The sequence below is a fragment of the Streptomyces aureus genome (assembly GCF_000725495.1).
GTDB lineage: Bacteria > Actinomycetota > Actinomycetes > Streptomycetales > Streptomycetaceae > Streptomyces > Streptomyces aureus_B.
This window is the reverse complement of record NZ_JNZD01000005.1, coordinates 370,792-384,541: the sequence shown is the minus strand read 5'-3', so window position 1 is coordinate 384,541 and position 13,750 is coordinate 370,792. Positions and strand designations below refer to the sequence as shown.

9 protein-coding genes are annotated in these 13,750 nt (G+C 71.9%); 6 read left to right on the top strand and 3 right to left on the bottom strand.

Annotated features, from left to right (window positions below):
* The first annotated feature begins 27 nt into the window (after positions 1–27).
* Both speB and IO36_RS11600 read left to right on the top strand, forming a co-directional pair.
* On the top strand, positions 28–996 hold the full coding sequence (gene speB, locus IO36_RS11605) for an agmatinase (protein WP_037619051.1): 969 nt from the start codon (positions 28–30) through the stop codon (positions 994–996).
* Complete coding sequence (locus tag IO36_RS11600; protein WP_037619050.1) at positions 993–2,678, top strand: thiamine pyrophosphate-binding protein; 1,686 nt, start codon at positions 993–995, stop codon at positions 2,676–2,678. Before speB ends, IO36_RS11600 begins: the two co-directional genes overlap by 4 nt.
* Before the next feature lie 86 nt (positions 2,679–2,764).
* Here IO36_RS11600 and IO36_RS11595 read toward each other — a convergent pair whose 3' ends face one another.
* Both IO36_RS11595 and IO36_RS11590 read right to left on the bottom strand, forming a co-directional pair.
* Positions 2,765–3,568, bottom strand: coding sequence for an endonuclease I family protein (locus tag IO36_RS11595; RefSeq protein ID WP_037619048.1), 804 nt, complete (start codon positions 3,566–3,568; stop codon positions 2,765–2,767).
* 205 nt (positions 3,569–3,773) lie between these two features.
* On the bottom strand, positions 3,774–6,101 hold the full coding sequence (locus tag IO36_RS11590) for a mannosyltransferase YkcB-related protein (protein ID WP_037619452.1): 2,328 nt from the start codon (positions 6,099–6,101) through the stop codon (positions 3,774–3,776).
* A 188-nt stretch (positions 6,102–6,289) separates the two neighbouring features.
* On the opposite strand from IO36_RS11590, the gene IO36_RS11585 reads away from it, so the two are divergent.
* Positions 6,290–7,213, top strand: a complete 924-nt coding sequence (locus tag IO36_RS11585) for a serine hydrolase (protein WP_037619041.1) — start codon at positions 6,290–6,292, stop codon at positions 7,211–7,213.
* A 213-nt stretch (positions 7,214–7,426) separates the two neighbouring features.
* Complete coding sequence (locus IO36_RS11580; protein WP_037619039.1) at positions 7,427–11,155, top strand: ABC transporter ATP-binding protein; 3,729 nt, start codon at positions 7,427–7,429, stop codon at positions 11,153–11,155.
* Here the strand turns inward: IO36_RS11580 and IO36_RS11575 are convergent.
* Positions 11,139–11,615, bottom strand: coding sequence for a hypothetical protein (locus IO36_RS11575; protein ID WP_037619035.1), 477 nt, complete (start codon positions 11,613–11,615; stop codon positions 11,139–11,141). The genes IO36_RS11580 and IO36_RS11575 overlap by 17 nt on opposite strands.
* Before the next feature lie 184 nt (positions 11,616–11,799).
* On the opposite strand from IO36_RS11575, the gene IO36_RS11570 reads away from it, so the two are divergent.
* On the top strand, positions 11,800–12,189 hold the full coding sequence (locus tag IO36_RS11570; protein WP_037619033.1) for a hypothetical protein: 390 nt from the start codon (positions 11,800–11,802) through the stop codon (positions 12,187–12,189).
* Between the two features lie 87 nt (positions 12,190–12,276).
* The gene (locus IO36_RS11565) at positions 12,277–13,749 is read left to right on the top strand and encodes a S28 family serine protease (protein WP_037619031.1); all 1,473 of its coding nucleotides are present in this window, start codon (positions 12,277–12,279) and stop codon (positions 13,747–13,749) included.
* The last annotated feature ends 1 nt before the right edge of the window (position 13,750 follow it).

The following is a 13,750-nucleotide window of genomic DNA, read 5'->3' as shown; positions in this document are numbered from 1 at the left end:
GAAGCGTAGGAAAGAAGGCAATCCCCCATGAGCAGCAACGAGACGCCCCGCGGCCCCGTCGACTCGTCCCGCATCCCGCGGTACGCCGGTCCCGCGACCTTCGCCCGGCTGCCCCGCCTCGACGAGGTCGGCACCGCCGACGTGGCCGTGGTCGGTGTGCCGTTCGACTCCGGCGTCTCGTACCGGCCGGGCGCCCGCTTCGGCGGCAACGCCATCCGCGAGGCGTCCCGGCTGCTGCGTCCCTACAACCCGGCGCAGGACGCCTCTCCGTTCGCCCTCGCGCAGGTCGCGGACGCCGGTGACATCGCGGCGAACCCGTTCAACATCAACGAGGCCGTGGAGACCATCGAGGCCGCCGCCGACGACCTCCTCGGCACCGGCGCCCGCATGATGACCCTCGGCGGCGACCACACCATCGCGCTCCCGCTGCTGCGCTCCGTCGCCAAGAAGCACGGCCCGGTCGCGCTGCTCCACTTCGACGCGCACCTCGACACCTGGGACACCTACTTCGGTGCCGAGTACACCCACGGCACCCCGTTCCGCCGCGCCGTCGAGGAGGGCATCCTCGACACCTCGGCGCTCTCGCACGTCGGCACCCGCGGCCCGCTGTACGGCAAGCAGGACCTCACCGACGACGAGAAGATGGGCTTCGGCATCGTCACCTCCGCGGACATCTACCGCCGCGGCGCCGACGAGGTCGCCGACCAGCTCCGCCAGCGCATCGGGAACCGCCCGCTCTACATCTCCATCGACATCGACTGCCTCGACCCGGCGCACGCGCCCGGCACCGGCACCCCCGAGGCGGGCGGCATGACCTCCCGCGAGCTCCTGGAGATCCTGCGCGGCCTGTCGTCCTGCAACCTCGTCTCGGCCGACGTCGTCGAGGTCGCCCCGGCCTACGACCACGCCGAGATCACCGCGGTGGCGGCGTCCCACACCGCGTACGAACTGACCACCATCATGTCCCGCCAGATCGCGGAGGCCCGGAACAAGTGACCCACGACCACGACCTGGTCCTCCGCCCGTCGGCGGCACAGACGGAGGCCGCGCTCAACCCGCCCCCCGGCCGCAACGGCGGAGACCTGGTCGTGGAGACCCTCTCCGGTCTCGGCGCGACGACCGTCTTCGGACTGCCGGGCCAGCACGCGCTCGGCATGTTCGACGCGCTGCGCCGCTCCTCGCTGCGGTACGTCGGACTGCGCGTCGAGAACAACGCGGGCTTCGCCGCGGACGCCTACGGCCGGATCACCGGCGAGGCCGCGCCGCTGCTGCTGTCCACCGGCCCCGGGGCGCTGACCTCGCTCGCCGCGCTCCAGGAGGCGCGGGCCGCCTCGGCGCCCGTCCTCGCCATCAGCAGCCAGGTCCCGACCCCGGGACTCGGCGGTGGCCGCCACGGCTACCTCCACGAACTCCCCGACCAGCAGGCGTCGTTCAGGGGCGTCGTCAAGTCCGTCCACACGGTCCGTACGCAGTCGCAGATCCCGTCCGCGATCGCCGCGGCCTGGGAGTCGGCGCTCACCGCCCCGCACGGGCCGGTGTGGGTGGAGATCCCGCAGGACGTCCTGCTGGAAAAGACCCACCTGCCGCAGGTCACGGCGATGGACGCGACCCCGGAGGACGTCGTCCCGCGCCCCGAACTGACCGCGCTGGCGGCCCACTTGCTGTCCACGGCGGCCCGCCCCGCGATCATCGCGGGCGGCGGGGTCGTACGGTCGGACGCGTCCGGCAAGCTGAGGGCGCTCGCGGAGCGGCTGAACGCTCCGGTCGTCACCACCTTCGGCGGGAAGGGTGCCTTCCCCTGGACCCACCCGCTCTCGCTCCAGTCCTGGCTGGAGGACCGGCACACCACGGACTTCCTGGAGGACGCGGACGTCCTGCTGGTCGTCGGCTCCGGACTCGGCGAACTGTCCTCGAACTACCACACGTTCCGGCCCCGCGGCCGGGTGATCCAGATCGAGGCCGACCTCGGCAAGCTGGAGTCCAACCACCCGGCCATCGGCATCCACGCGGACGCGCGCCTCGCGCTGTCCGCGCTCCTGGAGACGGTGGAGGAACGCCCCGACCCGACGGCCGCGGAGCGCGTGAGCACGGTCCTCGCCAAGGTGGCGGAGCGCATCGCCGCCCAGAAACTCACCCTGGAACAGGACGTGCTGGCGGCCGTCCGCCGGGCCCTGCCGGCCGGCGCCCCGTCCTTCTGGGACATGACGATCCTCGCGTACTGGGCGTGGTCCGCCTTCGACCCGCGCGGGAGCAACACCATGCACTCCGCGCAGGGGGCCGGCGGCCTCGGCTACGGCTTCCCCGCGGCCCTCGGCGCGGCGGCGGCCGACCCGTCCCGGCCCGTCCTGGCGGTGTCCGGCGACGGCGGCGCGCTGTACTCGATCGCCGAGCTCGCCACGGCCCGGCAGTACGGCCTGAACGTCACCTGGCTGATCGTCGACGACGGCGGCTACGGCATCCTGCGCGAGTACATGACCGACGCCTTCGGCCAGGCCACGGCGACGGAGCTGTCCCGTCCGGACTACGTGGCGCTCGCCGAGTCCTTCGGCGTCCCGGGTGTCCTGACGACCCCGGGGACGCTGGAGGAGGACCTGGCCAAGGCCCTGGCCGCGCCCGGCCCCTCGGTGGTCGTGCTGCCGGCCCTGCTGCGCATGTTCGCGCCGACCCACCTGGACTGAGCGGCCGCCTCGGCCGGGCCCGGGGAACCCCGGGACCTCCTCCCCGTTCGCGCGGAGGAGGTCCCGGGGCTCACACGCTTGCCCGCCTACCAGATCGCGTCGACCCACTCCGGGTGGTCGATGAACGGGTTGCGGTTGTGCTGGTAGGTGTCGTAGATGACCTGGTTGCGCTTCTCCTCGAAGGCGCTCGGCGGGTCCTCGTCGTTCCACTCCTTGAGCACGGACAGCTTGCCGATGTACGGGTTGCTGCCGTTGTTGACCTTCTCGTCGGGCTCCAGGTCGGCGAAGCCGTCGCCGCCGTCGTAGCGGACCGCCATGTAGAGGATCATGCGGGCCACGTCGCCCTTGTCGGCGTCGCGCGGCTCGAAGGAGTCCGAGTCGACCTTGCTGCCGCCGCCGTTGGTGACCGCGCTGCCGCCGTTGTCGAAGTCCAGGTTGCCGCGGATGCTGTTGACCTGGACGTCGGCCGGACGCAGGTGGTGCAGGTCGGTGCCGGGCCCGGTGACCTCGCCGAAGTCGCCGTGGGACTTGGCCCACACGTGCTCGCGGTTCCAGTCGCCGACGTCGCCGCCGTTGAGGGACTTGGCGCGGGAGACCCCGCTGTACAGCAGGATCACGTTGTTGCTGTTGTTCGGGTCCTGGTCGGTGACCATCAGCGCGTTCCAGACCGCGGAGTACGAGATCTTGCTCTGGCTGCTGATGATGGTGTGCAGCGAGGACTTGAGGCTCGTACCGGTCTTGCCGACCGCGTTCTTGTAGTACGTGCTGTCGTACGCGGTCGTGGTCGCGCTCGCGGGGGTCGCGGCCATCGTCGGGAGGGTGAGGCCGACGAGGACCGCGGAGGTGCTCAGCGCCAGGGTCTTCCAGCGTCGTATGTGCGTGGCGGGCATCGTGGGGGTGTCCGTTCTACGCGGGTTGAATGGAGCGGGTAATCGGGAGGGTGACATGGACATGCGGTTGTTGGGGTTAAGGGAAGGTGTTGGTTCTGTGTCGGGATTCAACAACTTGGGTGTTCTCCGCGGGAGATGACGGAATGGACAAGGCCCCCGACCGCGATGGTCGGGGGCCGTCGGACGAGCTGGGCCCGAGGTGCGGTCAGTCCAGGTCGGAGGGGTCGAGCCGGTAGAGCGTCGAGGCCGACGACCGGTCACCGCCGCGGGCGGTGGAGCCGGTGCCGGACGCGGAGCCGGAGCTGTCGGTCGAACCGGACGCGGAGCCGGAGCCGTCGATCGAACCGGACGCCGAAGTGGAGCCGGAGGACGCGGTCTTGTCGTACGCGCTCTGCTTCACCGCCGTGCCGTTCTTCTCGACCCAGGCCGTGATCTGCGAGTTGAGCGTGTTGTTGCCGCCCATCCCGCCGCCCATCCCGCCGCCGAGCTGAATGTAGTGCAACTCGCCCTTGCTTACGAGTTCCTTGAGCCTGTCGAGGGTCATGGCCTTGTCGGACCCGGTGAAGCCGAACATCGAGATGACGGGCTTGCCCGTGCTCACGATCAGCGACGCCGCGCTCTGCGAATTGGACACCGCCAGCAGCCACTTGGCGCCGTCCTGGTGCTTCTCCAGGTAGGAGGTGAGTGCGGCGCTGGTACCGCCGCCCATGCCGCCACCGCCCCCGCCGGGTGCCTGGCCCCCGCCGGGTGTCTGGCCGCCGCCCGGCAACTCACCGTTCCCGCCGCCCGGCAACTGTCCGTTCGCGCCGTCGCCCTGTCCGGAGTTCTCGCCGCCGCCGGGGAAGCCGCCCCCGGGCTGTTCGCCGGTCCCGCCGGGTGCCTGCCCTCCGGGGAACCCCGCGGCCCCCTCGCCGGACTGGCCGCCCGGACCGCCCTGCCCGGCGCCGCCGGGTCCGCCGAAGGCACCCCGGCCGCCGCCGGGACCGCCGCCGAAGCCGCCGCCCGTGCTCGGTCCCGCGGTCGGGTTGGTGCCGCCCATGCCCCCGCCGCCGGGTCCGCCGCCGGACCCCAGGGGCTCGGCCGCGGCGTACGCCGCCGGACCCGCGAGCGCCGCGACCAGGGCCGCCGCCACGGAGACCGTGAACAGCCGGGCGCGGCGGCCGGAGCGGAAGACGACCAGCCCCGTGACGGCCGGCGCCATGAGCACCGCGACGGCCGGCCACAGCCAGCCGTTCCAGTCGGAGGTCCGGCGCAGCAGGACGACCGCCCAGAGCGCGGTGACCGCGAGCGCGGCGGGCAGCACCCAGGCCCAGCGCGCGTCGGGGCCGCGCAGGGCGCGCAGCAGCAGGACACCGCCCGCGCCGGTCAGCGCCGCGATGCCGGGGGCGAGCGCCGTCGTGTAGTAGGGGTGCATGGTGCCCTCGGCCATGCTGAACGTCAGGTAGTGCAGGACGGTCCAGCCGCCCCACAGCAGCAGCGCGGCACGCGTCGGGTCGGTGCGCGGCGCGCGCCCGCACAGCACCAGACCGCCCACGAGCGCGATGCCGGCGAAGGGGAGCAGCCAGGAGATCTGGCCGCCCAGGATGTCGTTGAACATCCGGCCGAGACCGGCGGACCCGGCGAAGGTCGCGCCCCCGCCGCCGCCCCCGCCGTTGCCCTCGCCGCCCAGCACCCGGCCCAGGCCGTTGTAGCCCATGATCAGGTCCCAGGCGGAGCCGTCCGTGGAGCCGCCGATGTACGGGCGGTCGGCGGCCGGTACGAGCGAGACGGCCGCGGCCCACCAGAAGCTCGCGACGGCCAGGGCCACGGCGGCGAGCAGCAGGTCGCGGAGCTTCCTCGTCCAGGGGAGCCGGGAGGCGTACAGGTAGACCGCGAGGACGGCGGGCAGGGCGATGTACGCCTGGAGCATCTTCGTGTTGAACGCGAGCCCGAAGCACACCGCCGAGCCGAGCAGCGGCAGCAGCCGGCCCTCACGGGTGGCCCGCAGGCCCAGTGCCGCGCCCGCGACCATCAGCAGGACGAGGGTGGTGTCCGGGTTGTTGTCCCGGTTGATGGCGACCGTGATCGGGGTGAGGGCGAGGACGAGCGCCGCGACGGCGGCGGCCGCGTGTCCGAAGTACCGCTTCACGCTCGCGTGCAGGATCCAGATCGTGCCGAGCGCGGCGGCGACCATCGGCGCCATCATCTGCCAGGTGCCGAAGCCGAACACCCGGCAGGACAGGCTCATGATCATGAGTGCGAAGGGCGGCTTGTCGACGGTGATGAAGTTGCCCGCGTCGAGCGAGCCGAAGAACCAGGCCTTCCAGCTCTGGGTGCCGCTGAGCACCGCGGCGCTGTAGAAGCTGTTGAGGCCGGAGGCCGACAGGTTCCAGGAGTAGAGGACCGCGGCCAGCGCGAGGATCGCGAGCAGGGCGGGCAGCGACCAGCGGGGCGCGGCCTGCGCCCGCTCCGCGGACTCCGCCGGCGCGGTGTGCGGCGGCGGGGCGGCGGGAGTCGCGGGGGCGTCGGGGGAGGGATCGGTGGCAGACGTCACCATCGCACCCTGACGCCCGCCGATGGGCGCGGACTGTGGCCCGCCTGGGGGTGAGCTGTGCGTTCGGGCTCCGCCGCCCGAACTTCCGTACCCAGAACATCCGTACAACTATCGGGACCCCCGGTGAGTCATTCATGCGGGCGCGCCCTTGGCGCGTCCGTATCGCTTCAAGGGGATGGGAAGCCTCCATGACTCACCGGATATCCCGGGCTGCCCGTGTGCTCGCGACGAGCCTCGGTGCCGCGGTGATCCTGCCGGTCGCGATCGCCGCGGCCCCGGCCGGCGCCGCGCCGGCACCGACGGTCAGCTGCACGTCGAGCAAGGCCGGTCTGGCCGCCAAGCTGCAGACGGACATCACCGCGGCGCTCGCCAACCGCAGGGGCACCGTCGCGGTCGGTCTGTACGACCGGTCCACCAACACCACCTGCACGCTCCGCGCCACCACCTCGTTCGACTCGGCGAGCACGGTGAAGGTCACCGTCCTCGCCACGCTGCTGTGGGACGCGAAGAAGCACAACCGCTACCTGACGAGCACCGAGACCTCGCTCGCCACCAAGATGATCACCCAGTCGGACAACGCCTCGACGACCAAACTGTGGAACCAGCTCGGTCTGACGAAGATCAAGGCCTTCCTGACCGCCGCGGGGATGACGAAGACGGTGCCGGGCACCGGCGGCTACTGGGGTCTGACCCAGATCAACGTCACCGACGAGCAGAAGCTGCTCAAGCTCGTCACCGCCAAGAACACGGTGCTCAGCGACAACTCGCGCGCCTACATCCTCAAGCTCATGGGCCAGGTCGTCTCCTCGCAGCGCTGGGGCACCCCGGCCGGGGCGCCGTCCACGGTCGCCGTGCACGTCAAGAACGGCTGGCTCTCGCGCTCCTCGAACGCCTGGCGGGTGCACAGCCTCGGCACCTTCAACGGCGGCGGGCGCGACTACATGATGTCCGTGCTCACCGTCGGCAGCAGCACCATGGACTACGGTGTCGCGACCATCCAGGCCGTCGCCAAGGTCATCCACAAGGACCTCGTGCCGACCACCGTCGCTCCGCAGCGGTACACGCCGACCTCGCAGCCCACGGAGGCCTTCCCGGCCGTCCCGGCGAGCTGACCGGGGCGCTCCTGCGGCTCCTTCGCACCCGTATTCCGTCGTCCGCCCGCCCGGCCACCGTGCCCGGCGGGCGGACGGCTTTTCCCGGGCGGACGGCTCTTCGCGCGGGCCGCTGTCCGGGCGGACGGACGGCCGATTGTTGCGGAGGGATGAAATCCGCTTCGCTCGGTGTTGGTGCCTTCCGGCGGAGTGAGATCTACGGAAGGTGCCGCGGTGGCGACGGAACGGGGATGGGCGCGACGGCTCGCCGGGTACGCCTGGCGGTACCCGAAGGACGTGGTGCTCGCGCTCGGCTCCTCACTGGGCGGCATGGCCCTGATGGCGGTCGTCCCGCTGGTCACCAAGGTGATCATCGACGACGTCATCGGTGACCACAGCCGGTCCATGGCCCCCTGGGCGGGAGCGCTGCTCGGCGCCGCCGTGCTCGTCTACGCCCTCACCTTCGTCCGCCGCTACTACGGCGGCCGGCTCGCGCTCGACGTCCAGCACGACCTGCGGACCGACATGTACGAGACGATCACCGGGCTCGACGGGCGGCGCCAGGACGAGCTGTCCACCGGGCAGGTCGTGGGCCGCGCGACCAGCGACCTCCAGCTGATCCAGGGCCTGCTGTTCATGCTCCCGATGACCATCGGGAACGTCCTGCTCTTCCTGATCTCCCTCGCGATCATGGCCGCGCTGTCCCTGCCGCTCACCCTGGTCGCGCTGGCCGTGGCCCCGGCGCTGTGGTTCGTCGCCAAGCGCAGCCGCTCCCGGCTGCACCCCGCCACCTGGTACGCGCAGGCGCAGGCCGCCGCCGTCGCCGGTGTCGTCGACGGAGCCGTCAGCGGCGTCCGCGTCGTGAAGGGCTTCGGCCAGGAGGAGCAGGAGACCGGCAAGCTGCGCGAGGTCGGCCGGCGGCTGTTCGCCGGGCGGCTGCGGACCATCCGGCTCAACGCCAGGTACACCCCCGCGCTCCAGGCGGTCCCCGCGCTCGGCCAGGTCGCCATGCTCGCCCTCGGCGGCTGGCTCGCCGTGCGCGGCCAGATCACGCTGGGCACCTTCGTGGCCTTCTCCACCTACCTCGCGCAGCTCGTCGGACCGGTGCGGATGCTCGCCGTCGTGCTGACCGTCGGCCAGCAGGCCCGCGCGGGCGCCGAGCGCGTGCTGGAGCTCATCGACACCCGGCCGTCGATCAAGGACGGCACCAAGACCCTGCCCGCCGACGCGCCCGCCACCGTCGAGTTCGACGACGTGTCCTTCGGCTACACGGCCGACCGGCCCGTCCTCGACGGGCTGAGCTTCGAGATCCGGCCCGGCGAGACCCTCGCCGTCGTCGGTTCCTCCGGCTCCGGCAAGTCGACCGTCTCGCTGCTGCTGCCCCGCTTCTACGACGTGACGCACGGCGCCGTGCTCATCGGCGGCCACGACGTGCGCGAGCTGACCACCGAGTCCCTGCGCGCCGCGATCGGGCTCGTCCCCGAGGACTCCTTCCTCTTCTCCGACACCGTGCGCGCCAACATCGCCTACGGCCGTCCCGAGGCCACCCAGGAGGAGATAGAGACCGCCGCCCGCGCGGCACAGGCGCACCGCTTCATCGCCGAGCTGCCGGCCGGCTACGACACCAAGGTCGGCGAGCACGGACTCACCCTCTCCGGCGGCCAGCGCCAGCGCGTCGCGCTCGCCCGCGCCATCCTCACCGACCCGCGGCTGCTCGTCCTCGACGACGCCACCTCCGCCGTGGACGCCCGGGTCGAGCACGAGATCCACGAGGCACTCGGCGAGGTCATGCGGGGCCGTACGACCCTGCTGATAGCCCACCGCCGCTCCACCCTCAACCTCGCCGACCGCATCGCCGTCCTGGACGCCGGCCGGCTCGCCGACATCGGCACCCACGAGGAGCTCCAGGAGCGCTCGGCGCTCTACCGGCGGCTGCTCACCGACCCGGACGAGCTGGGCGGTGTCTCCCCGGGCCACGCCCTGCCGGCCGCGCCGCGCGAGGACACCTCCGTACGCGAGGAGCTGGACGCGGAGTTCGACGCCGAGCGCGGGGTGACCCCGCACCTGTGGACCGGGGACCGCGAGCCCCGCGACACCGCGCTCGACGGGATGCCCGCCACCCCCGGACTGCTCGCCCAGGTCGAGGCACTGCCCCCGGCCACCGACGTGCCCGACGTCGACGAGGTCCGCGCCGTCACGTCCGAGGACTCCTACGGACTGCGCCGGCTGCTGCGCGGCTTCGGCGCCCCGCTGCTCGTCAGCCTCGCCCTGGTCGCCGTCGACGCGGTGATGACGCTGCTGCTGCCGATCCTGATCCGGCACGGCATCGACCAGGGCGTCACCCGGCTCGCGCTCGGCGCCGTCTGGGCGGCGGCCGCCCTCGCGCTGATCACCGTGCTCGTGCAGTGGGCCGCGCAGATCGGCGAGACCCGGATGACCGGCCGCACCGGCGAGCGGGTCCTGTACGCCCTGCGCCTGAAGATCTTCGCCCAGCTCCAGCGCCTCGGACTCGACTACTACGAGCGCGAGCTCACCGGCCGGATCATGACCCGGATGACGACCGACGTCGACGCCCTGTCGACGTTCCTGCAGACCGGGCTCGTCACCGCGTTCGTCTCCGTCGTCACCTTCTTCGGCATCATGGGGGCACTGCTGGTGATCGACCTCCAGCTGGCGCTGGTCGTCTTCACCACGCTGCCGCCGCTCGTCATCGGCACGTTCTTCTTCCGCCGGGCGAGCGTCAAGGCGTACGAACTGGCCCGCGAGCGGGTGTCGGTGGTCAACGCCGACCTCCAGGAGTCGGTGTCCGGGCTGCGGATCCTCCAGGCGTTCCGGCGCGAGGACGCGAGCGGGCGGCGGTTCGCCGAGGGCAGCGACAGCTACCGCCGGGCCCGTATCCGCGGCCAGTGGCTGATCTCCGTCTACTTCCCGTTCGTCCAGCTGCTCGCGTCGGGGGCCGCGGCCGCCGTGCTGATCGTGGGCGCCCACCGGATCGGCGCCGGCTCGCTCACCACCGGCGCCCTGGTCGCCTACCTCCTCTACATCGACCTGTTCTTCGCGCCCGTGCAGCAGCTCTCCCAGGTGTTCGACGGCTACCAGCAGGCCACCGTCTCGCTCGGCCGCATCCAGGAACTGCTGCGCGAACCGGCCTCGACGAAGGCGGCCGCCGCACCGCGCGATGTCACCTCGCTCCGGGGCGAGATCGCCTTCGAGGACGTCGGCTTCGCCTACGGCCGCGAGGACGACGCCGAGGAGGCGCTCAGCTCGGTGTCGCTGCGCATCCCCGCCGGGCAGACCGTCGCCTTCGTCGGCGAGACCGGCGCGGGCAAGTCGACGCTCGTCAAGCTCGTCGCCCGGTTCTACGACCCGACGTCCGGGCGGGTGACGGTCGACGGCACGGACCTGCGCGACCTGGACATCACCTCCTACCGGCACCGGCTCGGGGTCGTCCCCCAGGAGGCCTACCTCTTCCAGGGGACCGTCCGCGACGCCATCGCCTACGGCCGTCCGGGCGCCGGCGACGCCGAGGTGGAGGCCGCCGCCCGCGCGGTCGGGGCCCACGACATGATCGCCACGCTCGACGGCGGCTACCTCCACGAGGTCGCCGAACGCGGCCGGAACCTCTCCGCCGGACAGCGCCAGCTGATCGCGCTGGCCCGCGCCGAGCTCGTCGACCCCGACGTGCTCCTGCTCGACGAGGCGACGGCCGCGCTGGACCTGGCGACCGAGGCCCTGGTCAACCAGGCCACCGACCGGCTGGCCGGCCGCCGTACGACACTGGTGGTCGCCCACCGGCTGACGACGGCCGCCCGCGCCGACCGGGTCGTGGTGATGGACCACGGCCGGGTCGCCGAGGACGGCACCCACGAGGAACTGCTCCGCCTGGACGGCCGCTACGCGGCGCTGTGGCGGACCTTCGTCGGCTCCCCGGAGCCCGAGGAGCCGGTCAGCTCCTCGGCTTGATGCCGGAGATCTTCTTCGTCGCCAGATCCGACTGCACCGTCAGATAGGTGTACGTCGGGTGCTGCGGGGAGCCCCAGGTCAGCCGGACCGTCGACCAGGTGTGCCCGGCGCCGCTGTCGCCCGCCGTCACCCGCCAGGCGCTCGGCACGTCCTGGGCGCGCAGCACCCCGTCGGCGTGCTGGCGGTGCTCCCAGCCGGCCAGCTGGGTGCGCAGGGCCGAGGTCAGATAGAAGGTCCGCAGCCGGGTGCTCAGGGTGCCGGAGTCCCCGTCGGTCACGGCGTCGATGTAGGCGCCGTAGAAGTCGGCCACCCGGTCGTAGGCGGGGCCGTTGTTCCCGCTGCGGGCGGGCGGCGCCGCGGTGGAACTCGCGACGGCCGGCACCGAGGCGCCGGCGGCGATCAGCAGGGCCGCGGCGATGAGCGCGCGGCCGGTCGTGAGAGTGGACTTGATACCGGACATGAGGAACCGCCTTTCGTCTCCTGCTGTGTTGGACAAAGCGGAAACAGGCACGGTTGTGTCCGAAAAGGAAAAAACCTCGCACGGGTGACCCGGACCCGGCCGTGGAGTCGTACCGGTACGCAACCATCCGCCGTCCGTCCTGCGTCCGTACACCAGTACGCTGATTGCTGCGGGAGGGACGACAGTGGACAGTGGTGCGATACGCCGACGCTCGACGCTCGGCCTGGCGGTGATGGCCGCGGCCGGACTGCTCGCCTTCATGAGCCCGGGCAGCGCCGAGGCCGCCCCCGCCTACTGCTCCGGACACAAGGTCCGCACGCTGCCCTTCACGACCGGTTCCGTGCTGGTGTACAAGCGCGGCGGCTATGTGTGCGCCGTGACCTTCCCCGGAGCGCGGGGCTCGCGCAAGGCGATGTCCGTCAGCGTGCAGGCGCGCGGCGGCCGCCCGGTGGTGGACCGCGGGCACTTCGCGCACCACGCGGGCCCGGTGACGCTCTACGCGGGCCACCGCTGCGTGCGCATCAAGGGCTCCGTCGGCTCGGGATCGGTGAGTTCCGGCTGGATCCTGTGCTGACGCACGGATGACCCAAGAACCCCTGGTGTCACGGGAGTTGCTCCGTTAGGTTCCGGCGGACAACTGCGTATTCCCAGGGGAGGGTGCATGCGCAAGGCGCTCAGAGGGCTGCTCGTGCTCACGGTGCTCATCGGCACACTGAGCACGGCCGGGACGGCCACCGCCGGCCCGCCGGAGGCCCACGGCACCACCGGAACGGCCGGCCGGGCATCAACGGCCGACGACGGCAAGGACATCCTGGACCGGCTGCTCGCGATCCCGGGCATGAGCCTCGTCCAGGAGAAGCCGTACACGGGCTACCGCTTCTTCGTCCTGAACTACACCCAGCCCGTGGACCACCGGCACCCGTCCAAGGGCACGTTCCAGCAGCGGATCACCGTACTGCACAAGGACACCGCGCGCCCGACGGTCTTCTACACCGGCGGCTACAACGTCTCGACCACGCCCAGCTGGCGCGAGCCGACCCAGATCGTGGACGGCAACCAGGTCTCGATGGAGTACCGCTTCTTCACGCCGTCCCGGCCCGACCCGGCCGACTGGTCCAAGCTCGACATCTGGCAGGCGGCCAGTGACCAGCACCGCATCTTCCAGGCGCTGAAGCCGGTCTACGGGCAGCGGTGGATCTCCACCGGCGGCTCCAAGGGCGGCATGACCGCCACCTACTACGAGCGCTTCTACCCCCGCGACATGGACGGTGTCGTCGCCTACGTCGCGCCCAACGACGTCGTCAACGACGAGGACTCCGCCTACGACCGCTTCTTCACGCAGGTCGGCACCAAGGAGTGCCGCGACCGGCTGAACGCCGTGCAGCGCGAGGCCCTGGTGCGCCGGGCGCCCCTGGAGCAGAAGTACGCCGCCTACGCCGCCGACAACGGCTACACCTTCACCACCATCGGCGGGCTCGACAAGGCCTACGAGGCGGTCGTGCTCGACTACGTGTGGGGCTTCTGGCAGTACAGCCTGCTCAAGGACTGCGACACGATCCCCGCGGACGCCGCCCACGCGAGCGACGACGACATCTGGAACTCCGTCGACGCCATCTCCGGCTTCTCCGCCTACACCGACCAGGGCCTGGAGACCTACACGCCGTACTACTACCAGGCGGGCACCCAACTCGGCGCGCCCACCATCCACTTCCCGTACATCGAGAAGAAGTACCTCCGCTACGGCTACCAGCCGCCGCGCAACTTCGTGCCGCGCTCCATCCCCATGAAGTTCCAGCCCTCGGCGATGCGGGACGTGGACGGCTGGGTCCGCCGGCACGCCCACCACATGCTGTTCGTCTACGGCCAGAACGACCCCTGGGGCGCCGAGCGATTCCGCCCCGGACCCAAGGCGCGCGACTCCTACGTCTTCACGGCCCCGGGCCTGAACCACGGCGCCAACGTCGCCGGGCTCGTCGCCGACGAGAAGGCGCTCGCCACCGCCCGCATCCTCGACTGGGCGGGGGTCGCCCCCGCGGCCGTCCGGGCGAACCCGTCGAAGGCCCGGCCGCTCGCGCGCTTCGACGCGAAGCTGGACCGGCGGGACGTCGAACGGGACATGACCCTGCGCCCGTAGC

Coding starts and splice junctions, on each gene's coding strand:
- IO36_RS11585 (WP_037619041.1), top strand. CDS start 6,290: ATGACTCACCGGATATCCCGGGCTGCCCGTGTGCTCGCGACGAGCCTC.
- IO36_RS11575 (WP_037619035.1), bottom strand. CDS start 11,615: ATGTCCGGTATCAAGTCCACTCTCACGACCGGCCGCGCGCTCATCGCC.
- IO36_RS11565 (WP_037619031.1), top strand. CDS start 12,277: ATGCGCAAGGCGCTCAGAGGGCTGCTCGTGCTCACGGTGCTCATCGGC.
- speB (WP_037619051.1), top strand. CDS start 28: ATGAGCAGCAACGAGACGCCCCGCGGCCCCGTCGACTCGTCCCGCATC.
- IO36_RS11595 (WP_037619048.1), bottom strand. CDS start 3,568: ATGCCCGCCACGCACATACGACGCTGGAAGACCCTGGCGCTGAGCACC.